This is a genomic window from Pseudomonas sp. BS3782 TE3695, from assembly GCF_050435305.1.
Lineage (GTDB): Bacteria > Pseudomonadota > Gammaproteobacteria > Pseudomonadales > Pseudomonadaceae > Aquipseudomonas.
Genome location: NZ_JBNDKB010000001.1, coordinates 5330280 through 5356193, shown reverse-complemented (window position 1 = coordinate 5356193; position 25914 = coordinate 5330280). Strand labels below are relative to the sequence as shown.

Sequence of the window (25914 nt, the reverse complement as noted above, 5' to 3'; positions counted from 1 at the left end):
ATGACCGACAACAGCATCAACAAAGCCTTCGAAGCCGAATGCCGGGAACAGATCGCCCAGCAAGGTGACGACCAGAAACTCACCGGCCTGGCCCAAGAGTTTTTCAACGAATCGGCCAAGCACAAATACAGCTACCACTTCTCGTGGATGGGCCGTCCGATCATCCAGCTGCCGCAAGACATGATGGCGATGCAGGAAATCATCTGGCAGGTCAAACCGGATCTGGTGATCGAGTGCGGCATTGCCCACGGCGGTTCGATCATCTACTACGCCTCCTTGCTGGAGCTGCAAGGCCACGGCGAAGTGCTGGGCATCGACCTGGACATCCGTGCGCACAACCGCGAAGCCATCGAAAGCCACCCGATGAGCAAGCGCATCAAGATGATCGAAGGCTCGAGCATCGATCCTGCGATCGCCGCACAAGTGCGCGCTGCCGCCGAAGGCAAGAAAGTCATTCTGGTGCTGGACTCCAACCACACCCACGACCACGTGCTCGAAGAGCTGCGTCTGTATGCGCCACTGGTTTCGGTGGACAGCTACTGCGTGGTCATGGACACCGTGGTCGAAGACATGCCGGCCGATTTCTTTCCGGATCGACCATGGGGCCCGGGCGACAACCCGAAGACTGCGGTATGGAAGTACCTGGAAGAGAACAAGGACTTCGAAATTGACCAGCAACTGCAAAACAAGCTGCTGATCACCGTAGCGCCGGATGGTTATCTGCGTCGCGTTCGTTAATCAAAAGTGGTTTCAGGTTCTTGGCGATTGGCCGGTTGTGGGGATGGAAAGATGCAGGTTCAAAACAGTGCTCAAAACAACGTTGCGCCGCTGAGCGAGCGGTTCACGGTGGTGGTGATTTCCCACAACCGGAACGCGTTCCTGCGGCGTACTTTGCAGTACTACAGTAACTATCCTTGTACGATTCTGGTTCTGGATTCGTCCGTTGAGGGCGATGAGCACATGGCCCGGGACTTCCCGTCAGTCGACTATCGCCACTTGCCGCAATACACCTATCAAGGGCTGCAGGAAAAACTCACCTACGGCGTCAATCAGGTCACCACGCCGTACATGGTGTTTGCTGCCGATGACGACTTCCTGTTGCAGGATGCCCTGACCGAGTCGGTGGAGTTTCTTGAAGCCAACCCTGACTATGGCCTGTGCCATGGCTACGGGATGATGTACCTGGCCCGTGCCACCGAAGTGAACTACTACCGCCGCGACCAAAGGGTGCAAGAGGATTACAACTCGCAACAGCCTGAAGGTCGGGTAATGGAATTCATGGGCCAGTTCCTGCCGCCGTTCTATGCGGTGACCCGCACGGACCTGCTGCAACAGTGGTACAGCCTGTTGCCTCCCGGCACCAGTTTCGAGTGGCAGGAAATCGGCCACGCGTTCTACCTGCTGGCGTGTTCCAAGGCGCGGATCTTGCCGATTCCCTACGCTGTGCGTGAGGCCAATTATGGCGCCTCGGATCACCAAACCAATGTGTTGACCGTGCTGATGTACAAAGATGCGAAAACCGTTGCCGACCGCGAGCAGTTTGCGCAATTCCTGGCCTCGATCCCGACGCAGTTCAGTGCCAGTGACAGCGACCCGGCCCGGGTCAAACAGATTGTTCTGGACAGTTTTACCGCCATGGCCGACTGTCTGCTCGAAGGTCGTTCGCTCAGAGCTACCCTGATCTTCCGTTCGGCCTGGATCGAGGTGGGGCGCGAGCCGGTTCGCTCGTTCGGCCCCGAGCAGTTCGTCGAAATGCCGTTCTACAACAAACCGATGTTCGACCTGTTGACCGAGTTCGAATTCCTGCTGCACGCGATGCCCGCCGGTCGCCTGCAACTTCAGGAGCTGGAAGGCATCTTGCTCAAGCAGCATGAGTTGATGCGAATTCAGCCTAACGACAACGACCGCACCATCCGCGCCCGTTTGTGGGAGGCACTGAGTCTTAACCGGTTCAACCGGTCGGTGGTCAAGCGCCTGATCGAGTCGCTCGAAGGCAGCGAAGACCAGAATGAGAAGCTCAAGCTTCAAGCATGGGCCACACGTCTGGATTCGGTACCGGGGCAGGATGACCGCACACTGTTTCAGAACATGCCGTCCGGGCGTTTGCTCGACTGGATCGAAGCGCGCAATCCCGATACCGCTCAACTTTCAGCGATCTCCGAACATCTGGCCAGGCACAATGGTGGCCCACAATTCGGCATTCTGCTGCTTGATCTGGACGCAGACATGTTTAAGTTGCAGGCGACCTTCGATAGCTTGGTCAACGGCCACTGCAAAGCCTTCAAAGTGGTGGTCTTCACTACCGGTGACTTGCCGGCGACCACGTCGGTGCGCGACACCGTGCACTTCGTTAAAGTCACCACTGCCAACTACGTTGAGCGCATCAACCAGATCGTCGCCCAGTGGTCTGTCGACTGGCTGCTGCTGGCCGAGGCCGGAGACCAGTTGACCCCAAGCGGGTTGCTGCGCGCCAGCCTTGAGCTGATCGGTGCCGAGAGTGTGCGTGCGGTGGCGATGGATGAAATTCAGCGTCAGGCCAACGGTTCTCTGGCGGATGTATTCCGCCCAGGCGTCAACCTCGACCTGCTGCAAACCGTGCCGTCACTGATGGCGCGGCATTGGTTGATCCAGCGTGACGTGTTGGCTCAGGCCAGAGGCTTCTCGACCGAGTACACCCAGGCCCTGGAGTTTGACCTGTTGCTGCGTCTGATCGAAGACGGCGGTCTCGGTGGTCTGGCTCATCTGGCCGAACCCTTGCTGATCTGCAACGCGCCGGCCACTGAAGAGAATGTTCAGGAACGTCAGGTCTTGAGCCGGCATCTGACCAATCGTGGGTATCGCGGTCAGGTCAACTCGACGCTGCCGCAGACCTGGCAGATCGACTATCAACACGCTCAGCGACCGATGGTTTCGATCATCCTCCAGAGCCAGGACAACCTGGAACACCTGCAACGTGCATTGGTCAGCGTACTGCAACGCACCCGCTACCAGCGTCACGAAGTGCTGATTGCCGACAACCACAGCCAATCGCCAGAACTGGCCGAATGGCTGAGCAGCCTTGAGGGCAAAGGCGATCGCATTCGTGTCGTGCGCAGCGGTCAGCGCCTGAGTGCCTCGGCGCTGAATAATTTTGCCTGCGCCCAGGCCAAAGGAGACTACCTGGTGTTGCTGTCGGCAGAGTCCGAAGTGATCAATGCCAATTGGCTCGATGCCCTGCTCAATCAGGCTCAGCGTCCGGAGGTCGGCATCGTTGGCGCCAAATTGATGGACATTCGTGGCATCACCACCCAGGCCGGGTTGGTCCTGGGTTTGAATGGCGATATTGACTCGGCGTTTATCGGTGAGCGTAAAGACGCCAAAGGCTATCTGAATGGCCATCAAGTGGAGCAGAACTATTCGGCGGTGTCCGGTGCGTGCCTGATGATTCGCAAGGACTTGTATGAAGCGGTCGGAGGCCTGGACGAAGAGCATTTTGACGAGGCCTTCGCTGATGTCGACCTGTGCCTGAAAGTCGCCGAGGCCGGTTACCTCACTGTCTGGACGCCACAAGCGCAACTGTTGCACCCGGGCGTGCTGCCTGAGTCAACCCAGGCCCGTACCGCTCTGCGCGACAAGTGGCAATCGCGCTTCGAACAGGATTCAGCCTACAACCAGAACCTGGCCTTGACCGGCAAGGGCTTTACTCTCAGCGAACCGACTAGCGTGAACTGGGCGCAGTTGCTCGCATAAGCCTGGCTGACAGGTAAAAGGACTCAAGGCATGTTCAACGGTAAATCGATTTTCATCTCTGGCGGCACCGGCTCGTTCGGGCGCAACTTCATTCGCCGCTTGCTGGAGCAATACCAGCCCAAGCGGGTGGTGGTGTTCTCCCGCGATGAGCTCAAGCAGTATGAGATGCAGCAGACTTTCAACGCGCCGTGCATGCGTTACTTCATTGGTGATGTGCGCGATGCCGAGCGTTTGCGTCAGGCCATGCGCGGCATCGATTACGTGGTGCATGCCGCGGCCTTGAAACAAGTGCCAGCGGCGGAATACAACCCCACCGAATGCATTCGCACCAACGTCAACGGCGCGGAAAATATCATCGCTGCGGCGATCGATAACGGCGTGAAAAAAGTCGTCGCACTGTCTACCGACAAGGCGGCCAGCCCGATCAACCTGTACGGTGCGACCAAGCTGCTATCGGACAAACTGTTCGTGGCCGCCAACAACATTGCCGGTGAACAGCAGACCCGCTTTGCCGTGGTTCGCTATGGCAACGTCGCCGGTTCTCGGGGTTCAGTGGTGCCGTTCTTCAGCAAACTGATTGCCGAGGGCGCCAAAGAGCTGCCGATCACCGATGAACGCATGACGCGTTTCTGGATCACCCTCGATCACGGTGTGAAGTTTGTGCTCGACAGCTTCGCCCGCATGCACGGCGGTGAAGTGTTCGTGCCGAAGATCCCGTCGATTCGCATCGTCGATCTGGCGCGGGGCATGGCTGGACATTTGCCGCACAAGAACGTCGGCATTCGTCCGGGGGAAAAACTCCATGAGCTGATGGTGCCGCTGGATGATGCGCGCATGACCCTGGAGTTCGATGATCACTACACCATTCAGCCGTCGATTCGTTTCACCAGCGTCGACGTGGATTTTGCCGTCGACAAACTGGGCGAGCAGGGCCGGCCGGTGAGCGAAGATTTCGAGTACCGTTCCGACACTAATCCGCACTTTCTGTCGGTCGGCCAGATCGCTGATCTGCACGCGGAGCTGTCGGCATGATTCCCTACGGTCGGCAAAGTCTCGATCAGGCAGACATCGACGCGGTGGTTGCCGTGTTGCAGTCCGACTGGCTGACGCAAGGGCCGACCATCGAGCGTTTCGAACAGGCCATGGCCGAGCGTTGCCAGGCCGATTTCGCGGTGGCGGTGTGCAATGCCACGGCGGCGCTGCACATTGCCTGTCTCGCCGCCGGCCTCGGGCCGGGCGATCGGTTATGGACCACGCCGAACACCTTTCTGGCCTCGGCCAACTGCGGTCGTTATTGCGGCGCGGATGTCGATTTTGTCGACATCGATCCGCTGACCTGGAACCTCGACGCCTACGCCTTGGCATCGAAGCTTGAGATCGCCGAGCGCGACGGCACGCTGCCGAAAGTATTGGTGGCGGTGGCGTTCTCCGGGCAGAGCTGCGATATGCGCATGATCGCCGAATTGGCCGAGCGCTATGGTTTTACGGTGATCGAGGACGCTTCCCATGCGGTCGGCGCAACCTATGCCGGGCGCCCGGTGGGTTGCGGCGAATTCGCGGCAATGACTGTATTCAGTTTTCATCCGGTGAAGATCATCACCAGCGCCGAAGGCGGCATGGTCCTGACCAATCGCCCGGAACTGGCCGAGTGCTTGCAGCGCCTGCGCAGTCACGGCATGACCCGTGACCCTGCACAAATGACTGAGCCAAGCCACGGCCCCTGGTACTACCAGCAAGTGGAGCTGGGCTTCAATTACCGCATCACCGACCTGCAAGCGGCCCTCGGTCTGTCACAGCTGAACAAGCTCGATGGTTTCATCGAGCGTCGGCGTGAGCTGGCGGCGCGTTATGAGCGCTTGTTGGCGTACTTGCCGCTGACCTTGCCTGGCGCGCAGCCTGATGCCGAATCGGCGTGGCATCTGTACGTGGTGCGCTTGCAGCCGGAGCGGATCAACCTCAGTCATCGACAGGTGTTCGAAGGCTTGCGAGCAGCCGGGGTGGGTGTGAACCTGCACTATATTCCTCTGCACTTGCAGCCGTACTATCGCGACCAGGGTTTTGCCGAGGGGGATTTCCCCCAGGCCGAACGTTATTACGCCGAGGCCATCAGCTTGCCGCTGTTTCCTCTGCTGAGCGATGAACAACAGGACTATGTGGTCGAGCAATTGCGACGACTGATTCTTGAGGCATAGCAATTTGAGGAATAGCGACTTGAGGAGTACTGACGCTTGAGCAGTGTTGCGATCATCCCGGCCCGTGGTGGCAGCAAGCGAATTCCGCGCAAGAACCTCAAGCCGTTCGACGGCGTGCCGATGATCGTCCGTTCGATTCGCACGGCGCTGGCGTCGAACCTGTTCGACCAGGTGATCGTCAGTACTGACGATGAAGAAATCGCCGAGGTCGCACGGACCAATGGGGCTCAAGTGCCGTTCATGCGGCCCGCAACGCTGGCTGATGATTTCACCGGGACTGCAGCGGTGATCGTACATGCCTTGCAGCAATTGCCGCCGTTCGACTATGCGTGCTGCGTCTACGCGACGGCGCCCCTGTTGCAGGCGCGTTATCTGCGTCAGGGGCATGAGTTGCTGGTGCAGCATCCGGACAAGTCTTTCGCGTTTTCAGTCGCCGGTTTTGGCTTCCCGGTACAACGGGCCTTGACCCTCGACGAGCAGGGCGCCTTGACCTCGCTCTACCCGGAATTTCGCGAGACCCGTTCCCAGGACTTGCCCGAAGCTTTTCAGGATGCCGGCCAGTTCTACTGGGGGCGCAGCGAAGCCTGGTTGCGTGGCGATGTGCTGTTCTCGCCGGCAAGCCTGCCGGTGATTCTGCCGCGGCATCTGGTGCAAGACATCGACACCCTCGAAGACTGGAAACGCGCCGAATACCTCTATGCCGCCTTGAAGGCGTGTGGCGAGCTGCAATGAGAGTACTGATCCGCGCCGACGCGTCGCCAACCATTGGCAGTGGCCACGTTGCCCGCTGCCTGACCCTGGCCAGGGTATTGCGCAAGCAGGGCATGCACGTTGCCTTCGCCTGTCGTCTGTTGCCCGGGCATCGACTGGATAGCCTGCGGGCCGAGGGTTTCGAGACCTTCGCGCTGCCGGAGCGCTATCGCGATGAAGACCCACAGCAGGCCATCGAGTCGATGCTGCCCTGGCAGGCAGACATTGCCGCGCTGGGGCAAGTATTGGAAAGTCATCCGGCTTTCGACTGGATCATCGTCGACCACTATGGCCTCGATCACCATTGGCAGACCGCGGCCCGCCGCTGGGCTCCACGAATCGCGGCGGTGGACGATTTGGCCACTCGGCAATACAGCGTCGATCTGCTGCTCAATCAAAATCTGTCAGGCACGCCAGAGGCTTATGCCTCGCTGCTGACGCCCGATTGCCAGACTTTGCTCGGCCCACGGTTTGCCTTGCTGCGCGATGAGTTCCGTTGCCCGGCGATCGAGATCAAACCTCGAGCCCGGCGCGTGCTGGTGAACTTCGGCGGCTTCGACGCGGCCATGCAGACCCACCACGCAATGTTGGCACTGGCGGACCTCCATGAGCTGGAAGTCGATTTCGTGGCGGGTGCCGATAACCCGGCCTGGGAGCAGATGCAGAGTCTGGTGGACTATCGCCCAAACTGGCGCCTGCACCGTTTTGTCAGCGATTTCTATCAGTTGATGACCGAAGCCGATCTGTTCATTGGTGCCGGTGGCGGTACCAGCTGGGAGCGGGCGGCCATGGGGCTGCCGACGATCTGCATCGCAGTTTCGAATAATCAGCAGGCCAACGGCGAGGTGATGGCGACCTCCGGTGCTCATGTGTTCCTGGGCAACCACGAACAGGTCAGCGTCGAGCAGTTGCGCCAAGCCATCGGTTTTGTCGTGGGCAATCAGGGAATTCGTCAGAGTCTGGCCGAACGTTCGCGGCAGTTGGTTGATGGCCGTGGGGCGCAGCGGGTAGCGGCAGCGCTGGCGGGAGCGGTGCTGCAGGTTCGTCAGGCCACTCAGGACGATGCGCAATTGTTGTTCGATGGGCGCAATGCCGAGGCGGTCCGGCGCTGGTCGCTGGACACCCACGTCATCGACTGGCAACGGCATCAGGCCTGGGTGGCCGCGAGCCTGAGTAATCCGCGGCGGTTGCTGTTGATCGCCGAAGCGGATGATGGCCCGGTCGGTGTGCTGCGTTATGACCTCGACGATGCTCGCGCCGAAGTCTCGATTTATCTATTCGAAGGCCGAGTTGGGCTGGGCTGGGGCAGGGCGCTGCTGGCGCGGGGCGAAGCCTTCGTCACCGTTCATTGGCCGCGACTGAACACCATCACCGCTCAAGTGCTGCCGGCCAATTCAGCGTCGCTGAAAGTTTTCCGCGAGGCAGGTTTCACCCAGAGTGCTTGTGCATTTACACGCGTTTTAAAGGATCACCCATGACCAGTTTCAAGATCGGCAACCGCTTGATCGGAGCCGATGCGCCGCCGTTCATCATTGCCGAAATGAGCGGCAACCATAACCAGTCACTGGACGTGGCGCTGCGCATCGTCGAAGCCGCGGCCAAGGCCGGCGCGCACGCTTTGAAGCTGCAAACCTACACCGCCGAAACCATGACCCTGGATCTGTCTGAAGGCGAGTTCTTCATCAAGGACCCCAACAGCCTGTGGGCCGGTTCTTCACTGTACGCGCTGTACGAGAAGGCCCATACGCCATGGGAATGGCACGCGCCGATTTTCGCCCGGGCCAAAGAGCTGGGTATGCTGGCGTTCTCCACACCGTTCGATGACAGCGCGGTGGACTTCCTCGAAGGCCTGGACGTGCCGGCCTACAAGATCGCCAGTTTCGAGAACACCGATGTGCCGTTGATCCGGCGAGTCGCTGCCACCGGCAAGCCGCTGATCATCTCCACCGGCATGGCCAGCATCGCCGAACTCGATGAAACCGTGCGCGCCGCCCGTGAGGCCGGTTGCAAGGACCTGGTGTTGCTCAAGTGCACCAGCACCTACCCGGCGACGCCGGCCAACAGCAATGTGCGCACCATCCCACATCTGCGGGAGCTGTTTGGCTGTGAAGTCGGTTTGTCCGATCATTCGATGGGCGTGGGAGTGTCCGTTGCCGCGGTAGCGCTGGGGGCGACAGTGGTGGAGAAACATTTCACTCTCGACCGTGCCGCCGGTGGCGTGGACGCCAGTTTTTCCCTGGAACCGGCTGAACTCGCCAGCCTGGTGATCGAAACCGAACGCGCCTGGCAGGCCATGGGCCAGGTGCATTACGGCGTGACCGAGGCCGAGCGCAAATCTCTGGTATACCGACGCTCGCTATACGTCACTCAGGACATGGCCGCCGGTGAGCCTTTCACCGTTGCCAATCTGCGGGCCATCCGGCCTGGCTTGGGGCTGGCCCCCAAACACGCTGAAACCCTGCTGGGCCGCCGCGCTCGTCAGGCCATCAAGCGCGGAACACCGCTGGATTGGTCGTTGGTTGAATAACCGCTTGTGCGGCTGATTCGGCAAAATAGCGTGACCTGCGAGTCATAACGCGCATCTTCACTGTATTGTATAAAAAGGGGAGAGGGCGCCTGGTCTGTTTTTTGACTCAGTGATGGCCTTTTACTCTTCCCGCTGTCACCCCTCGAGGGCGGCATTTATTCGTTGTTTGTCGGCGCCCCTCGATTCCTTGCGAGCGGTGGTATTGGGCTGTTTATTATTGGGAAGCCGTAATGATTGGCATAAAGAGCATTGCGAGCTACGTTCCTGTAGCCGGCGTGGACAATTACGCACAAGGTGCAAAATTCGAAAAGGATGAAGAATTCATCCTGGGCAAAATCGGTTCGGCCTTCCTGCCGCGCAAAGATGCAGGGCAAGAAACTTCCGACCTGTGTGTCGAGGCAGTCAACGCGCTGTTCGCCAACAATCCCGATTTGAAGCGTGAAGCCATCGACGTGCTGATTGTCGTGACCCAGAACGGCGATGAAGAAGGCTTGCCGCACACCGCCGCCATCGTTCAGGACAAACTGGGCCTGCCAACCACCGTGGCGGCATTCGATATTTCCCTGGGCTGCTCGGGTTATGTCTACGGCATCTACGCCATCAAGGGCTTCATGGAAGCCGCGGGCCTGAAGAATGGCTTGCTGGTGACCGCTGATCCGTACTCCAAGATCGTCGACCCGGAAGACCGCAACACCACCATGCTTTTCGGCGATGCCGCCACGGCGACCTGGATGGGCGAAGACGCGCCATGGCAGCTGGGCAAGGCCAAGTTCGGCACCGACGGTTCCGGCGCGCCGCACCTGAAGGTTTCCGACGGTGTGTTCTTCATGAACGGTCGTCAGGTCTTCAACTTCGCGCTGCTCAAAGTGCCCGCACATTTGCATGAGCTGCTCGGCGACTCGGGCCTGACGGCTGACGATATCGATGCCTTCTGCATTCACCAGGGCAGTGCGGCAATTGTCGACGCCGTGGCGCGGCGTTTCGAGGGCGAGCCGGAGAAGTTCATCAAGGACATGGTCGAGACCGGCAATACCGTGTCGTCGAGCATTCCGTTGCTGCTGGAAAAACACGTGCTCGATTCCAAGTGGAAACGTGTCGCGCTCAGCGGTTTTGGTGTTGGTTTGTCCTGGGGTTCGGCGATCATCTATCGTCCTTGAGCTTCTAAAAGCCAGGCACAAAAATAGCGTTCAAGGTGTAACCTTGAACGCTATTTTTTTGCCCGAATGAAAAGCGAGGCTCCATGAGCGAGTTCTTTGAGCGCAACGTCGAGGTCATACAGCGCCGCTGGCCGCTGCTGTCTGCGCGCTTGCTGGTTGAAGACGCGAGCCTGTTGCAGGCTGATCTGGTTGAAGGTCTAGGTTCGACGTTGAGCATCAACGGCATTCAGTTGACCAGTCGCCATGACCGCACCCGCGAAGCGCAGCTTCAAGCCGAAAGCCTGCCGCTCGACAGTCCGGTGTTGCACGTTTACGGCACAGGACTGGGTGATCTTCAACTGGACCTGCTGCAGCGTTCGGAGCTGATTCAGCTGCATGTACATATCCTGAACGGCGCGGTTTTTGCGCTGATCTTGCAATTGCTCGACCAACAGCCGTGGCTCAGCGATCCGCGTGTCCAGCTGCACTATGCCGGTGATTCGGCTGAAATCTGTTTGCCGTTCTTTGCCCTGCCTTCAGAGCTGGTGCTGGCTGATGACTTCAATGCCAAGATCCGCGATCGTCTGATCAGCGAAACTCACCTGGCGTTCAATAACCGTGAATTCGACCCTCAGGCCCCGGACATCGTCGAGCGCTTGCAAGCGAGTCTGGAACTTGTACAAGCCGATAGTGATGTGGCCGAGTTGTTCGGTTCCTGTGTCGGGCAGGAAGCGTTCGTCATTGCCACGGGGCCGAGTCTTGAGCTGCACTTCGAGCGCTTGCGGGCGATTCGTGAGCAGGCGGTGCGACCGTTGTTCATTTGTGTCGATACCGCCTACCGGCCGCTGCTCAATCATGGCATTCGCCCGGACGTGGTGGTCAGCATCGACCAGCGTATTTCGTCCCGGCATCTGCCGCCAGAGGGTACGACCGACATTACCCTGGCGTACATGCCTATGATCGACCCTCAGGTGCTGGCGGCCTGGCAAGGGCCGCGGTATACCGGTTACTCCGCCAGCCCGATCTACCAACAGCTGCGTAGGCAATGGCCCAAGGGCGAATTGTATGTCGGCGGCAGCGTGATTCACCCAGCGGTGGACCTTGCGGTGAAGATCGGCGCAACGCAGATCACCCTGTTCGGTGCCGACTTCGCCTTCCCCAATGACAAGACCCATGCCGGCTGGAACGATGGCGACCTGGGGCCACAATTGGGCGCGGCTAAACACTGGGTGCTCGATGGTCACGGTCAGCGCATCAAAACCCAGCTCAATTTCCGCAGCTATCTATGTGAGCTGGAGCGATTTATCGCCGGGCATCCTCAGGTGCGCTTCTATAACAGCAGTCGGGCAGGCGCGATGATCGCCGGTACGGCTTTTCACCCGGAGTTGGCGGCATGAGCGGGTTTGAATCCTTTGTCGTCGACTCAGAGCAATGTGCGGCATTGTTTCGTTTGGGGCGTGAAGTAGAAGCAGGGCTGGCAATGATCGAATTGATCGGAGCGGTGCAGCCGTCTTTTGATCTGACGCAGCAGGATGTTCAGCAGCAGTGGGTGCTGTTGCTCGGCCAGATGCTTGAGTGTCAGGAGACGCAGAACTGGTTGGCGCTGGCGGACTGTCTGGAATATGAGCTGGTCCAGTTGCTGCGCGACAGTCTGTCCATTTAAGCAATTTCTCTTCTGCCGGTGCAGGCGAGCCCTCGCCATTTTCGTCACTGGCATTTCTCTGACGTCATTTATTTCGCTGCTCTCACGCTGCCAAGCCCTTGTATTGCGGGGGGTGGCAACGTGATGGCAAATATTTTTCAAAATCCCCTAAAGCAAGTTCCAATCCCGACGATAACTATTACGAAGGTTCTCTAGGCCATACCCGGCGGTTGCCAGGGCCGGAAGCCGCAGTACCCAACCAACGAGGAATTCGTCATGGCTTTAACAGTAAACACTAACGTTACATCGTTGAACGTACAGAAGAACCTGAACAAGGCTTCCGATGCTCTGTCGACTTCGATGACTCGTCTGTCTTCCGGCCTGAAAATCAACAGCGCCAAAGACGACGCCGCCGGCCTGCAGATCGCTACCCGTATGACTTCGCAGATCCGTGGTCAGACCATGGCGATCAAAAACGCCAACGACGGTATCTCGATCGCTCAGACCGCTGAAGGCGCGATGCAGGAACAGACCAACATTCTGCAGCGTATGCGTGAACTGGCTGTTCAAGCACGAAACGACTCCAACGGTACTGCTGACCGTGTCGCTCTGAACAAAGAATTCGCTTCGATGTCGGACGAACTGACTCGTATCGCCAGTTCGACCAACCTGAACGGCAAGAACCTGATCGACGGCACTGCCGGCACCATGACTTTCCAGGTCGGTTCCAACACTGGCGCGACTAACCAGATCACCATCTCTCTGGCTGCCGGCACCGATGCCGTAACACTGGCCGTTGATAGTGACGCTATTGCCATCACCGGTACCGATGGCACAACCGCAGAAGCCAGCACCGCTGCTGCGTTGGATGCGATCGATGCTGCTCTGTCGACCATCAACTCCACTCGTGCCGACCTCGGTGCTGCACAAAACCGTCTGACCAGCACCATCTCCAACTTGCAGAACATCAACGAAAACGCCGCTGCTGCACTGGGTCGCGTACAAGATACCGACTTCGCTGCTGAAACTGCACAGCTGACCAAGCAACAAACTCTGCAACAAGCGTCCACCGCAGTTCTGGCCCAAGCCAACCAACTGCCATCCGCTGTACTGAAACTGCTTCAGTAATAGCTGATAAGTTTTGGCGGGGGAGTGCGCTTGTCGCGCTCTCTCGCTTTTTACATTAAGAGGTGATGGACATGGATATGAGCGTCAAGTTGAACTTGTCTTATCCTGTGGCCAAGCAGGCGACGACTGTTGCCGATCAGTCTGCGGAAAAGCCTCTAGCGGAAACTGCGCCAGTGGTTGCCGTCAAGGAAGAAGGTAAAAGCGACAAGACCGAGCAGGAAAAACTGAAGATGGCCGTTCAGGAAATCGAAAAGTTCGTTCAGTCAGTCAAGCGCAACCTGGAGTTCTCGATTGACGAGCCTTCAGGAAAAGTAGTGGTCAAAGTGATTGCCAGTGACTCCGGTGAGGTGATTCGTCAAATCCCCAACGAAGAAGTCCTTAAGCTGGCGAACAGTTTGAATGATGCAAGCAGCCTGTTGTTCAGCGCAAAAGTCTGACAGCTGGCACGAATTTTGTTGCTATGTTCTTTTGGGCGTTGTAGTGGTCAAAAGGCCGGCGACACACTGAAGGGAGTTTCACATGGCAAGTATAATCCTACCGGGCACGGGTTTAGGTTCTGGCCTTGATACCGGTGCCATCGTCAAAGCCTTGGTGAACGCTGACAAAGCGGCCAAGCAAGGTCAGATCGATCGTGGGACTGCGACCAACACCGCGAGTATCTCCGGTATCGGGACCTTGAAGTCGTTGATGGCTGCCTTCAATACGGCCATGAAGGGGCTGGGCAGCACGACTAGCCCGCAATTTCCGGGTTTTGCAGCCACTTCCTCCGATGTGAAGATCGTCGGCGCCACTGCCAGCAACTCGGCGGTAAACGGCAGCTACGTCGTGAAAGTGGACAATCTGGCTACATCCTCGAAAGTCACCAGCGCGGCGTTCGCCGGCGGTACGACCAGCCCGATCACTGCGGGTACGTTGAGCATCAAGCAGGGCGCCAGCACTTACAACCTCGACATCGAGGCCGGGGCGACGCTGCAATCGGTTCGCGACTCGATCAATGCCGATGCCTCGCTCAAGGGCGCAGGGATCAGTGCCAACATCATCACCGACTCTTTTGGTTCGCGCCTGGTGCTTGGCTCGACCACGACGGGTGCGGGCTCCGACATTTCCGTCAGCGGTATTTCGGAACTGACTATCGATGGCAGCAATGTCGTTGGCGCCAGCGGCGGTCCGGCAATGACTGCCGCCTCGGCCGGTTCGATCGGTGCTACGGCCATTGATGCTAAATTCTCCATCGATGGCATGGAGCTGACCAGCAAGAGCAATACTGTAGACCAGGCCGTTTCCGGGCTGACCTTAAACTTGGTGGCAGCCGGTATGTCGACCGTCACCGTGGCCAGCAACAACGATGGTCTGAAAGCTTCGATCCAGAAGTTCGTTGATGCCTACAATGCTCTGGCCAATGGCATCACAGCATTGACCAAGCCTTCGCTCGACGATGACGGCAATCCCACCGTTGCTGCTGCATTGACCGGCGACGCGTTGCCGCGTTCGATTCTGTCGGCCATGCGCGGTCCGCTATCGGAAACCGGTGCGGGCGAGAAACTGACTGTTCTGGCGCAGCTGGGTATCACCACCGATCAGAAAACCGGTGCCCTCAACTTCGACAGCACTAAGTTCACCAGTGCCATGAACGACAAGAAGCTGGGTGGTGAAGTCCAGAAGCTGTTTGTTGGCGACACTGGCAGTGACAATGGTTTGCTGGCGCGCATGCAGAAGGCTATCGCGCCGTTCTCCGATACCGGCGGTATTCTGGATCAGCGCACAACAAGCCTGAACAAGACAAAGACCAAGTTGAGCAATGATCAGGCCGCCCTGGATCGCCGAATCGAGACCCTGACCGCGGTACTGACCAAAAAGTACAACGACATGGACACCCTGGTCGGCAAGTTAAAGGCCACCGCCAGTAACATCACATCGATTTTCGAAGCCATGACCGCGCAGCAGAAGAACTCATAACACCCAGAGTGCCAAAAGCCCGGCAGCGTTTTCACGCTCCGGGCTTTTTGTTTTTGAATCTAAAGTTTTTTGACGCGTCGTCGATACACTGGTTATACGAACCACAGATTTCTGATGAGGTACAACATGAATCCAATGTTAGCCCTTCGCCAATACCAGAAGATTGGCGCTCAGGCGCAAACTTCCGAAGCCAGCCCGCATCGTTTGGTGCAGATGCTGATGGAAGGCGGCCTGGATCGTATCGCCCAGGCCAAAGGCGCGATGGAACGTAAGGATATCCCGAACAAAGGCGTTCTGATCGGCAAGGCCATCGGCATCATCGGTGGTCTGCGTGAGGGTCTGGATCTGGAAAATCAGGCCGATTCGGTGACTGAGCTGGATAACCTCTACACCTACATGATGAAGCGTCTGGCTGAAGCCAATATCAAGACCGATCCAAAAATTCTCGACGAAGTCGCCGACCTGCTTCGCACGGTCAAAGACGGTTGGGATGCCATTGCCGCGCCGGGTCCGCAGTTTTAAGGAGATCACCATGAGTCTTGTCTTGCAGCGAATCGAACAAACCCGGGATGCCCTCGTCGGTGCATTGGCCGAGCGCAACTGGGAAGCCATTGGTGAATTGGACCTGGCTTGCCGTTCCTGCATGGAAGACGTCTTGAGTGAAGCTTCGGTGGACGAGGCCGCGTTGCGCGATAACCTTGAGGAGTTGCTGGGGGTATATAAACAGCTTCTGGAGGCGGCTACGGGAGAGCGCCAAGCGATAGTCGACGAGATGTCGCAGATCCACCAAGCGCAGAGCGCGGCAAAGGTTTACCATCTGTTTGGTTAGTTAACCCTCAGTTAATCCAAACATAGTGCGCCATAAATTTGACTGTGCACGGTTTTTTGACTTAACTAGTGGCTGGTTCCAGATTTCAGGCGTCTACAGGCATAACGTGTCTGCAAGCGTCTAGCTTGCCCCTCATTTTGGGCATTGAGTTGACTAGGGAAGTTGCTATTGCATGTGGCGTGAAACCAAAATTCTGCTGATCGATGACGATAGCGTCCGCCGCCGCGATTTGGCGGTGATTTTAAATTTTCTTGGCGAAGAAAATTTACCCTGTGGCAGCCATGACTGGCAGCAGGCTGTCGGCTCTTTGTCATCAAGTCGTGAAGTAATCTGTGTCCTCATCGGGACGGTAAATGCTCCTGGTGCACTTTTGGGCCTGTTAAAGACACTCTCTACCTGGGATGAGTTCCTTCCAGTTTTGTTAATGGGCGATAATTCTTCCATTGACTTGCCGGAAGACCAGCGTCGTCGAGTGCTTTCGACTCTCGAAATGCCACCCAGCTACAGCAAATTGCTCGACTCGTTGCACCGTGCACAGGTCTATCGCGAGATGTATGACCAGGCGCGTGAGCGCGGTCGTCACCGTGAACCCAATCTTTTCCGTAGCCTCGTCGGCACCAGCCGGGCGATTCAACACGTCCGTCAGATGATGCAGCAAGTGGCCGACACTGATGCCAGCGTGCTGATCCTCGGTGAGTCCGGGACCGGCAAGGAAGTGGTCGCGCGCAACCTGCACTATCACTCCAAGCGGCGTGATGCGCCGTTCGTGCCGGTCAACTGCGGTGCTATTCCGGCCGAGTTGCTCGAAAGCGAATTGTTCGGTCACGAGAAGGGCGCCTTCACCGGAGCGATCACCAGTCGCGCCGGGCGTTTCGAGCTGGCCAATGGCGGTACCTTGTTCCTCGACGAAATCGGCGACATGCCGTTGCCGATGCAGGTCAAGCTGCTGCGCGTCTTGCAGGAACGCACCTTCGAGCGCGTGGGCAGCAACAAGACCCAAAGCGTCGATGTGCGGATCATTGCGGCGACCCACAAGAATCTCGAAAGCATGATCGAGATCGGCACTTTCCGCGAAGACCTCTACTATCGCTTGAACGTGTTCCCGATCGAGATGGCGCCATTGCGCGAGCGTGTCGAAGACATCCCACTGTTGATGAACGAGTTGATCTCGCGCATGGAGCATGAGAAGCGCGGCTCGATCCGTTTCAATTCGGCGGCGATCATGTCGCTGTGTCGTCACGGCTGGCCGGGCAACGTTCGCGAGCTCGCCAACCTGGTGGAGCGTATGGCGATCATGCACCCGTACGGTGTGATTGGCGTGGTCGAGCTGCCGAAGAAATTCCGCTACGTCGATGACGAAGACGAGCAACTGGTCGACAGCCTGCGCAGCGATCTTGAGGAGCGGGTGGCCATTAACGGTCATACCCCGGACTTCACCGCCAATGCCTTGCTGCCGCCGGAAGGCCTGGACTTGAAGGATTACCTCGGTGGTCTGGAACAAGGGCTGATCCAGCAGGCGCTGGATGATGCCAATGGCATCGTGGCGAGGGCGGCCGAACGGCTGCGGATTCGTCGTACCACGCTGGTGGAGAAGATGCGCAAGTACGGCATGAGTCGTCGTGACGGTGATGAACAGGCGGATGATTGACGCCTGTTTTTCAACTCCTTCATTTATAGGTAGTTTTTTTTAGGCACGGGTATTGCTACATCCCTCGCAACGTTCCGTTTAACTGACGGTCAACCACGCGAGAGATCCCGATGCCCCAAGCCGCCCAGATGTCTCCTGCCCTTGATGCTTCGGGGCAACCATCGTCCGTAGAGCAGGCAAGCCGGCTTGGCCTTGAGCAGGCATTTGCGCTGTTCAGCCAAATGTCGAGCCAATTGACCGATTCCTACAGCATGCTCGAAGCCCGGGTCACCGAGCTCAAGGGCGAGCTGGCGGTGGTCAGTGCTCAGCGCATGCAGGAGCTGGCGGAAAAGGAACGTCTGGCCAATCGCCTGCAAAATCTCCTCGATCTATTGCCCGGCGGCGTCATCGTCATCGACGCCCAAGGCATCGTCCGCGAAGCGAATCCCGCAGCGAGTGAACTGCTCGGGCTGCCTCTGGAAGGCGAGTTGTGGCGTCATGTGATTGCGCGATGCTTTGCGCCACGCGAAGACGACGGCCACGAAATCTCTCTCAAGGACGGTCGACGTCTGTCGATCGCTACCCGTTCGCTGGACGCAGAACCCGGTCAGTTGGTGTTGCTCAACGACCTGACTGAAACCCGTCATCTTCAAGATCAATTGGCTCGCCACGAACGCTTGTCGTCTCTGGGGCGTATGGTTGCCTCGTTGGCTCATCAGATTCGCACGCCGTTGTCCGCTGCGCTGCTCTACGCCAGTCATTTGACCGAGCAAGAGTTGCCGGTAGAGACCCAGCAGCGGTTTGCAGGTCGCCTGAAAGAGCGTCTGCATGAACTCGAACATCAGGTTCGCGACATGCTGGTATTCGCCCGCGGTGAGCTGCCGCTGACCGATCGCGTGAGCCCCAAGATGCTCATGCAGGCGCTGCAAGCGGCGGCGCTGACCCACGTTCAGGACTTGCCGATTCGCTGGCAGTGCGACAGTCATGCCGGTGAGTTGCTGTGTAATCGCGACACGTTGGTCGGGGCGATCCTCAACCTGATCGAGAACGCCATCCAGGCCAGCACTGGCGACATTCGTTTGAAGGTTCACCTGTATACCCGTGGCAACAATCTGCGCCTGTGCGTCAGTGACAGCGGCAGCGGTATCGACATGAAGGTATTGGCGCGACTGGGTGAACCGTTTTTCACCACCAAAACCACCGGCACCGGCCTGGGCCTGACCGTGGTCAAGGCAGTCGCCCGTGCCCATCAGGGAGAATTGCAATTGCGCTCACGGCCGGGTCGCGGCACTTGCGCGCAGGTGATCTTGCCGCTTTTTTCTGCTGAACAACCCAGCGCTCAGGGAGTGAAGTGAAAGACATGGCGATCAAGGTTTTACTGGTCGAGGATGATCGCGCGCTACGGGAAGCATTGGCCGATACGCTGCTGCTTGCCGGGCACGATTACACAGCGGTCGGTTCGGCGGAAGAGGCGCTGGCGGCGGTGGGCACCGAGGCATTTAACCTGGTGCTCAGCGACGTCAACATGCCGGGCATGGATGGTCATCAATTGCTTGGATTGCTGCGGGCGCGTCAGCCGCAATTGCCTGTATTACTGATGACCGCTCACGGTGCGGTCGAGCGGGCGGTCGACGCCATGCGTCAGGGCGCGGCGGATTATCTGGTCAAACCCTTCGAGCCCAAAGCCTTGCTCGATCTGGTGGCGCGGCACGCACTGGGCAATCTGGGCGCGACCGAAAATGAAGGGCCTGTGGCGTTCGAGCCGGCCAGCGCGCAATTGCTGCAACTGGCGGCGCGGGTGGCACGCAGTGACTCCACAGTATTGATCTCCGGTGAGTCCGGGACCGGCAAGGAAGTGCTGGCGCGTTACATTCATCAGCATTCTCATCGCGCCAGTCAGCCGTTCATTGCGATCAACTGCGCAGCGATCCCGGACAACATGCTTGAAGCCACCTTGTTCGGTCACGAAAAGGGCTCGTTCACGGGCGCCATTGCGGCGCAGGCCGGCAAGTTCGAGCAGGCCGATGGCGGCACAATTCTGCTCGATGAAATCTCCGAAATGCCCCTAAGCCTGCAGGCCAAGTTGCTGCGGGTATTGCAGGAGCGTGAAGTCGAGCGAGTCGGCGCGCGCAAGCCGATCACGCTGGACATTCGAGTGATCGCCACCACCAACCGTGACCTGGCCGCCGAAGTGGCGGCGGGGCGTTTTCGTGAAGACCTTTACTATCGCCTGTCGGTGTTCCCGCTGGCCTGGCGTCCGCTACGCGAGCGCACCGCCGATATCCTGCCGCTGGCCGAGCGACTGCTGGCCAAACACGTCAATAAAATGAAGCATGCCGCGGCGAAGCTCTCGCCCGAGGCGCAGGCGTGCCTGATTGGTTATCCGTGGCCGGGCAACGTGCGTGAGCTGGATAACGCGATCCAGCGTGCGTTGATTCTGCAGCAAGGCGGCTTGATCCAGCCGCAGGATTTCTGCCTGGCCGGGCCTGTGGCGTGCGCGCCATTGTCGCCATTGGCGTCGACTTCCACGCGGGCCGTAGACGTCGAAACCGAAACGGCGGGCGCACTCGGCGATGACCTGCGACGCCGTGAATTTCAGATGATCATCGACACCTTGCGTTCCGAGCGCGGCCGTCGCAAAGAAGCCGCCGAGCGACTGGGCATCAGTCCGCGCACCTTGCGCTACAAGCTGGCGCAAATGCGTGACGCCGGAATGGACGTGGAAGCGTACTTGTTCGCCACCTGAGAGTTGATGCAAGCAAATCTGGAAGCACGCCTTTGTGGTGAGGGAGTTTTGTAGTGAGGGAGCTTTTGTGGCGAGGGGGCTTGCCCCCGTTGGAGCGCGAAGCGGTCCTTCTTTTTGCTGTGTGCTCAGATTTTGCGACTGCTGCGTAGCCGAACGGGGGCAAGCCCCCTCGCCACAAAGGGCAGGTCCCACCCTGTTTTGCGGTTAAGGCAAAGCATGGAAGGCTTTTGTTTAGAGCGGCCACCGAGCTGGCACCCTTGTTGCTAACACCTCACTACCCGCCGAGTGAGTGTCAAAAAATTGCGGGTAGCCACAGACGTAGCTTCGTCAAAGAGAGAAACCATGAGCCAAGGTATTGAATTCAATCGGTTGATGCTGGATATGCGCTCCATGCAAATGGATGCCATGTCTGCGCCGAAATCGACTGCCGCAGTCCCTGAATTGGGTGGCAGCAGCTTTTCCGACATGCTCGGTCAGGCCGTCAATAAAGTGAACGACACTCAGCAAGCGTCCAATCAGTTGGCCAGTGCTTTCGAGATCGGTAAAAGCGGCGTCGACCTGACGGACGTGATGATTTCCTCGCAGAAGGCCAGCGTGTCGTTTCAAGCGTTGACCCAAGTGCGTAACAAGCTGGTTCAGGCATACCAAGACATCATGCAGATGCCGGTTTAAGGACGAGATTGAGTCATGGCAGAAGCAATCGCCGATAATGTTCCGGCCAAGGCCACTCCAATAGACGGCAAACCGCCGCTGTTCGGGTTGTCCTTCCTGGAAAACCTCTCCGAGATGACCATGTTGCGTCAGGTGGGCCTGTTGGTCGGCCTGGCCGCGAGCGTGGCGATTGGTTTTGCCGTGGTGTTGTGGTCCCAGCAGCCAGACTACCGGCCACTGTACGGCAGCCTTGCCGGTATGGACGCCAAGCAGGTCATGGAAACCCTGGCCGCAGCCGACATCCCCTATACCGTTGAACCGAACTCCGGTGCCTTGCTGGTCAAGGCCGATGACCTGTCCCGTGCGCGGCTCAAGCTGGCGGGCGCTGGTGTCACTCCCAGCGATGGCAACATCGGTTTCGAGATCCTCGACAAGGAACAAGGGCTGGGCACCAGTCAGTTCATGGAAGCGACGCGTTATCGTCGCGGCCTCGAAGGCGAACTGGCCCGGACCATTTCCAGCCTGAACAACGTCAAGGGTGCCCGCGTGCACCTGGCGATTCCGAAAAGTTCGGTGTTCGTGCGTGACGAACGCAAGCCCAGCGCTTCGGTTCTGGTTGAACTCTATTCCGGTCGCTCGCTGGAGCCGGGCCAGGTCGTCGCTATCATCAATCTGGTTGCTACCAGCGTTCCTGAACTGAGCAAGTCGCAGATCACAGTGGTCGATCAGAAGGGCAACCTGCTGTCGGATCAGGCGGAAAACTCTGAACTGACCATGGCCGGTAAGCAATTCGATTACAGCCGTCGCATGGAAAGCATGCTGACCCAGCGTGTACACAACATCCTGCAACCAGTGTTGGGCAATGATCGCTATAAAGCCGAAGTGTCGGCCGATGTGGATTTCAGCGCCGTCGAGTCGACTTCCGAGCAGTTCAACCCGGATCAACCGGCGTTGCGCAGTGAGCAATCGGTCAACGAACAGCGCACCGCCAGCAATGGCCCGCAAGGTGTGCCGGGTGCTTTGAGCAACCAGCCGCCATCGCCAGCCTCGGCGCCGCAAACCACCGGTGGCGCCACCGCGTCGGCCGGCATGGTGCAGCCAGGCCAGCCATTGCTCGATGCCAACGGTCAGCAAATCATGGATCCGGCCACCGGTCAGCCGATGCTGGCGCCGTACCCGGCGGACAAGCGTCAACAATCCACCAAGAACTTCGAACTCGACCGTTCCATCAGCCACACCAAACAACAGCAGGGCCGTTTGAATCGCCTGTCGGTGTCGGTGGTGGTGGATGATCAGGTCAAGGTCAACGCGGCCAACGGCGAAACGACCCGCGCGCCGTGGAGCGCCGATGAATTGGCGCGCTTCACTCGCCTGGTGCAGGACGCGGTCGGTTTCGACGCCAGCCGTGGCGACAGCGTCAGTGTGATCAACATGCCGTTCTCCGCCGAGCGCGGTGAAGTGATTGCCGAGATTCCGTTCTATTCCCAGCCGTGGTTCTGGGACATCGTCAAGCAAGTGCTGGGTGTGTTGTTCATCCTGGTGCTGGTGTTCGGTGTGCTGCGTCCGGTGCTCAACAACATCACCGGTGGCGGCAAAGACAAGCAACTCGCAGGCCTGGGCAGCGACGTGGAACTCGGTGGCATGGGCGGCCTGGACGGCGAACTGTCCAATGACCGCGTCAGCCTTGGTGGCCCGACCAGCATCCTGCTGCCGAGCCCGAGCGAAGGCTATGACGCACAGTTGAACGCAATCAAGAGTCTGGTGGCAGAAGATCCGGGCCGCGTGGCCCAGGTCGTGAAAGAGTGGATTAACGCAGATGAGTGATAACCGAGCCGTTGCCGCCAAACTGACCAAGGTCGACAAAGCCGCGATTCTGCTGCTGTCCCTCGGTTCCACCGATGCTGCGCAAGTGCTGCGCCACATGGGGCCCAAAGAGGTCCAGCGTGTGGGCGTGGCGATGGCCCAGATGGGCAACGTGCACCGTGAGCAGGTCGAGCAGGTGATGAGCGAGTTCGTCGACATCGTCGGCGACCAGACCAGCCTGGGCGTCGGCTCCGATGACTACGTGCGCAAAATGCTCACTCAGGCACTGGGCGAAGACAAGGCCAACGGCCTGATCGACCGGATCCTGCTGGGCGGCAATACCAGTGGTCTCGACAGTCTGAAGTGGATGGAGCCACGCGCCGTCGCCGACGTGATCCGTTACGAGCACCCGCAGATCCAGGCCATCGTGGTCGCTTACCTCGACCCGGATCAGGCCGGTGAAGTGCTGGGCAATTTCGACCACAAGGTCCGGTTGGACATCATTCTGCGAGTCTCCTCGTTGAACACGGTGCAACCGGCAGCCCTGAAAGAACTCAACCAGATTCTCGAGAAGCAGTTCTCCGGCAACTCGAATGCCTCGCGCACCACCCTGGGTGGTATCAAGCGTGCGGCCGACATCATGAACTTCCTCGACAGCTCGATCGAAGGTCAACTGATGGACTCGATCCGCGAAGTCGACGAAGACCTGTCCGGTCAGATCGAAGACCTCATGTTCGTGTTCAACAACCTGTCCGATGTCGACGATCGCGGTATCCAGGCGCTGCTGCGCGAAGTGTCCTCGGACGTCCTGGTGCTGGCCCTCAAGGGTTCGGACGAAGGCGTCAAGGAAAAGATCTTCAAGAACATGTCCAAACGGGCGGCCGAACTGTTGCGCGACGACCTCGAGGCCAAAGGCCCGGTGCGCGTCAGCGATGTGGAAACGGCGCAGAAAGAAATCCTCACCATTGCCCGCCGTATGGCCGAAGCCGGAGAAATCGTTCTCGGCGGGAAGGGCGGCGAAGAGATGATCTAAGGTCACTATGTCGTCCAAACATGATGAGTCCAATACCGACCTGATCCGTGCCAAGGACGTCGGTGGTTTCGACATCTGGTCGTTGCCCAGCTTCGACCCGTTTGTGCCAGAACCCGAGCCGGAACCGGAACCCGAACCACCGGAAATGGAAGAAGTGCCGCTGGAAGAAGTCCAGCCGCTGACCCTCGAAGAGCTCGAGAGCATTCGCCAGGAGGCCTACAACGAAGGCTTCGCCGTTGGCGAAAAAGAAGGTTTCCACAGCACCACGCTCAAGGTCCGTCAGGAAGCCGAAGTGGTTCTGACCGCCAAGATCGCTGGCCTGGAACAACTGATGGCCAACCTGTTCGAGCCGATTGCCGAGCAGGACACGCAGATCGAAAAGTCGCTGGTCGACCTCGTGCAGCACATCACCAAGCAAGTGATTCAGCGCGAACTGGCCATCGACTCGACGCAGATCGAACACGTCATGCGCGAAGCGCTCAAGCTCTTGCCGCTGGGTGTGGGCAATGTGCGGCTGTACATCAATCCGCAGGATTTCGAACAGGTCAAAGCCCTGCGCGAGCGCCATGAAGAAACCTGGCGCATCGTCGAGGACGAGTCCTTGTTGCCGGGCGGCTGTCGGGTCGAGACCGAACACAGCCGCATCGACGCCACCATCGAAACCCGTGTTACCCAAGTCATCGCCAAGCTGTTCGATCAATTGCACGATCAGGCGCTGCACCCGGCCGCACCGGACCTGAGCCTGGAACTGCCAATCGACGAAAAAACCGCGGTTACTCCGGTCGAGCCGACACTGGACGATCCCGATGCGCCTTGACCGCACCAGCTTCGCCAAGCGCCTCGGCAGCTACGCCGAGGCCACGGAGCTTGCCAGTGCGCCGATCCTCGAAGGTCGCCTGCTGCGCATGGTCGGCCTGACCCTCGAGGCGGAAGGCTTGCGCGCCGCCATGGGCAGCCGCTGCATGGTCATCAACGATGACAGCTATCACCCGGTGCAGGTTGAAGCCGAGGTCATGGGTTTCTCTGGCAGCAAAGTCTTTCTGATGCCAGTTGGCAGCGTCGCCGGCATCGCCCCCGGTGCCCGTGTAGTTCCCCTGGCTGATACCGGTCGCTTGCCCATGGGCATGAGCATGCTCGGGCGGGTGCTCGATGGCGCCGGGCGTGCGCTGGATGGCAAGGGTGGCATGAAGGCAGAAGATTGGGTGCCGATGGACGGCCCAACCATCAACCCGCTCAAGCGCGAACCGATCAGCGAGCCTCTGGACGTGGGCATTCGCTGCATCAACGGTTTGTTGACGGTCGGTCGCGGTCAGCGGCTGGGGTTGTTCGCCGGTACTGGCGTGGGCAAGAGTGTGCTGCTGGGGATGATGACCCGCTTCACCGAGGCCGACATCATCGTCGTCGGCCTGATCGGTGAGCGGGGTCGTGAAGTCAAAGAATTCATCGAGCATATCCTCGGTGAAGAAGGCCTCAAGCGTTCGGTGGTAGTGGCATCGCCCGCGGACGATGCGCCGCTGATGCGTCTGCGCGCGGCCATGTACTGCACGCGAATCGCCGAGTATTTTCGCGACAAGGGCAAGAACGTCCTGTTGCTCATGGATTCCCTGACCCGTTTCGCCCAGGCCCAGCGGGAAATCGCCCTGGCCATCGGTGAACCGCCAGCGACCAAAGGCTATCCGCCGTCAGTGTTCGCCAAGTTGCCGAAACTGGTGGAGCGTGCCGGTAACGCTGAAAAGGGCGGCGGTTCGATCACCGCGTTCTACACGGTATTGTCCGAAGGCGACGATCAGCAAGACCCGATCGCCGACTCGGCGCGGGGTGTGCTCGACGGACACATCGTGCTGTCCCGGCGTCTGGCCGAGGAAGGGCATTACCCAGCCATCGATATCGAAGCCTCCATCAGCCGGGTCATGCCGTCAGTGGTCGGCATCAAGCAAATGAACCACGCGCAGACGTTCAAGCAATACTGGTCGCGCTATCAGCAGAGCCGCGACTTGATCAGTGTCGGCGCCTATGTGTCCGGCGGTGATCGGGAAACCGATACCGCAATCAGTCTACAACCGGCCATGACCATGTACCTGCGTCAGGGCTTGAACGACAACATCAGCATGGGCGCCAGCGAGAACCATCTCGCTTCGATCTTTGCGCCAGCGCCGGGCGGTTAA

General features: G+C 58.8%; 23 protein-coding genes. All 23 read left to right on the top strand.

Annotated features, from left to right (window positions below; translation table 11 throughout):
* The gene (locus ABH909_RS24160) at nucleotides 1–738 is read left to right on the top strand and encodes a cephalosporin hydroxylase family protein (protein WP_429437888.1); all 738 of its coding nucleotides are present in this window, start codon (nucleotides 1–3) and stop codon (nucleotides 736–738) included.
* Between the two features lie 51 nt (nucleotides 739–789).
* A complete protein-coding gene (locus tag ABH909_RS24155) occupies nucleotides 790–3729 on the top strand; it encodes a TIGR00180 family glycosyltransferase (RefSeq protein ID WP_429437886.1) in 2940 nt (979 codons plus the stop codon).
* A 30-nt stretch (nucleotides 3730–3759) separates the two neighbouring features.
* Nucleotides 3760–4761 (top strand): UDP-N-acetylglucosamine 4,6-dehydratase (inverting), encoded by a 1002-nt coding sequence (gene pseB, locus ABH909_RS24150; protein ID WP_429437884.1) that lies wholly within the window; start codon nucleotides 3760–3762, stop codon nucleotides 4759–4761.
* Nucleotides 4758–5921: a UDP-4-amino-4,6-dideoxy-N-acetyl-beta-L-altrosamine transaminase gene (gene pseC / locus ABH909_RS24145; RefSeq protein WP_429437882.1), complete on the top strand. Its 1164-nt coding sequence runs from the start codon at nucleotides 4758–4760 to the stop codon at nucleotides 5919–5921. Before pseB ends, pseC begins: the two co-directional genes overlap by 4 nt.
* 36 nt (nucleotides 5922–5957) lie before the next feature.
* Nucleotides 5958–6653 carry a pseudaminic acid cytidylyltransferase gene (gene pseF, locus ABH909_RS24140; protein ID WP_429437879.1) on the top strand — a complete coding sequence of 232 codons (696 nt, stop codon included), beginning with the start codon at nucleotides 5958–5960 and terminating at the stop codon, nucleotides 6651–6653.
* The gene (gene pseG / locus ABH909_RS24135) at nucleotides 6650–8149 is read left to right on the top strand and encodes a UDP-2,4-diacetamido-2,4,6-trideoxy-beta-L-altropyranose hydrolase (RefSeq protein ID WP_429437877.1); all 1500 of its coding nucleotides are present in this window, start codon (nucleotides 6650–6652) and stop codon (nucleotides 8147–8149) included. Before pseF ends, pseG begins: the two co-directional genes overlap by 4 nt.
* Nucleotides 8146–9198: a pseudaminic acid synthase gene (gene pseI, locus ABH909_RS24130; protein WP_429437875.1), complete on the top strand. Its 1053-nt coding sequence runs from the start codon at nucleotides 8146–8148 to the stop codon at nucleotides 9196–9198. Before pseG ends, pseI begins: the two co-directional genes overlap by 4 nt.
* Nucleotides 9199–9428: 230 nt before the next feature.
* Nucleotides 9429–10355, top strand: coding sequence for a ketoacyl-ACP synthase III (locus ABH909_RS24125; protein ID WP_192345706.1), 927 nt, complete (start codon nucleotides 9429–9431; stop codon nucleotides 10353–10355).
* 83 nt (nucleotides 10356–10438) lie between these two features.
* The gene (locus tag ABH909_RS24120; protein WP_429437872.1) at nucleotides 10439–11731 is read left to right on the top strand and encodes a motility associated factor glycosyltransferase family protein; all 1293 of its coding nucleotides are present in this window, start codon (nucleotides 10439–10441) and stop codon (nucleotides 11729–11731) included.
* Nucleotides 11728–11997, top strand: coding sequence for a hypothetical protein (locus tag ABH909_RS24115; protein ID WP_429437870.1), 270 nt, complete (start codon nucleotides 11728–11730; stop codon nucleotides 11995–11997). Before ABH909_RS24120 ends, ABH909_RS24115 begins: the two co-directional genes overlap by 4 nt.
* 255 nt (nucleotides 11998–12252) lie before the next feature.
* Nucleotides 12253–13104, top strand: a complete 852-nt coding sequence (locus ABH909_RS24110) for a flagellin domain-containing protein (protein ID WP_095051749.1) — start codon at nucleotides 12253–12255, stop codon at nucleotides 13102–13104.
* Between the two features lie 71 nt (nucleotides 13105–13175).
* Entirely contained in the window at nucleotides 13176–13541 is a 366-nt protein-coding gene (locus ABH909_RS24105) for a flagellar protein FlaG (RefSeq protein ID WP_183680017.1), read from the top strand.
* 82 nt (nucleotides 13542–13623) lie between these two features.
* Nucleotides 13624–15060, top strand: a complete 1437-nt coding sequence (gene fliD, locus ABH909_RS24100) for a flagellar filament capping protein FliD (protein WP_429437867.1) — start codon at nucleotides 13624–13626, stop codon at nucleotides 15058–15060.
* Between the two features lie 126 nt (nucleotides 15061–15186).
* Nucleotides 15187–15582, top strand: a complete 396-nt coding sequence (gene fliS, locus ABH909_RS24095) for a flagellar export chaperone FliS (RefSeq protein WP_008072603.1) — start codon at nucleotides 15187–15189, stop codon at nucleotides 15580–15582.
* 10 nt (nucleotides 15583–15592) lie between these two features.
* A complete protein-coding gene (locus ABH909_RS24090) occupies nucleotides 15593–15889 on the top strand; it encodes a hypothetical protein (RefSeq protein WP_008006639.1) in 297 nt (98 codons plus the stop codon).
* A gap of 172 nt (nucleotides 15890–16061) precedes the next feature.
* The gene (locus ABH909_RS24085; protein WP_007894189.1) at nucleotides 16062–17537 is read left to right on the top strand and encodes a sigma-54 dependent transcriptional regulator; all 1476 of its coding nucleotides are present in this window, start codon (nucleotides 16062–16064) and stop codon (nucleotides 17535–17537) included.
* A 128-nt stretch (nucleotides 17538–17665) separates the two neighbouring features.
* Complete coding sequence (locus ABH909_RS24080) at nucleotides 17666–18871, top strand: sensor histidine kinase (RefSeq protein ID WP_429440085.1); 1206 nt, start codon at nucleotides 17666–17668, stop codon at nucleotides 18869–18871.
* Nucleotides 18872–18876: 5 nt separating this feature from the next.
* Nucleotides 18877–20262: a sigma-54-dependent transcriptional regulator gene (locus tag ABH909_RS24075; RefSeq protein ID WP_429437864.1), complete on the top strand. Its 1386-nt coding sequence runs from the start codon at nucleotides 18877–18879 to the stop codon at nucleotides 20260–20262.
* Between the two features lie 342 nt (nucleotides 20263–20604).
* Nucleotides 20605–20934 (top strand): flagellar hook-basal body complex protein FliE, encoded by a 330-nt coding sequence (fliE, locus tag ABH909_RS24070; protein WP_008072611.1) that lies wholly within the window; start codon nucleotides 20605–20607, stop codon nucleotides 20932–20934.
* A 15-nt stretch (nucleotides 20935–20949) separates the two neighbouring features.
* Nucleotides 20950–22737: a flagellar basal-body MS-ring/collar protein FliF gene (gene fliF / locus ABH909_RS24065; RefSeq protein ID WP_123496032.1), complete on the top strand. Its 1788-nt coding sequence runs from the start codon at nucleotides 20950–20952 to the stop codon at nucleotides 22735–22737.
* Nucleotides 22730–23749: a flagellar motor switch protein FliG gene (gene fliG / locus ABH909_RS24060; protein ID WP_007894195.1), complete on the top strand. Its 1020-nt coding sequence runs from the start codon at nucleotides 22730–22732 to the stop codon at nucleotides 23747–23749. Before fliF ends, fliG begins: the two co-directional genes overlap by 8 nt.
* 7 nt (nucleotides 23750–23756) lie before the next feature.
* Entirely contained in the window at nucleotides 23757–24566 is an 810-nt protein-coding gene (gene fliH / locus ABH909_RS24055; protein ID WP_429437862.1) for a flagellar assembly protein FliH, read from the top strand.
* Nucleotides 24556–25914 carry a flagellar protein export ATPase FliI gene (gene fliI / locus ABH909_RS24050; RefSeq protein WP_429437860.1) on the top strand — a complete coding sequence of 453 codons (1359 nt, stop codon included), beginning with the start codon at nucleotides 24556–24558 and terminating at the stop codon, nucleotides 25912–25914. The genes fliH and fliI overlap by 11 nt, the downstream gene beginning before the upstream one ends.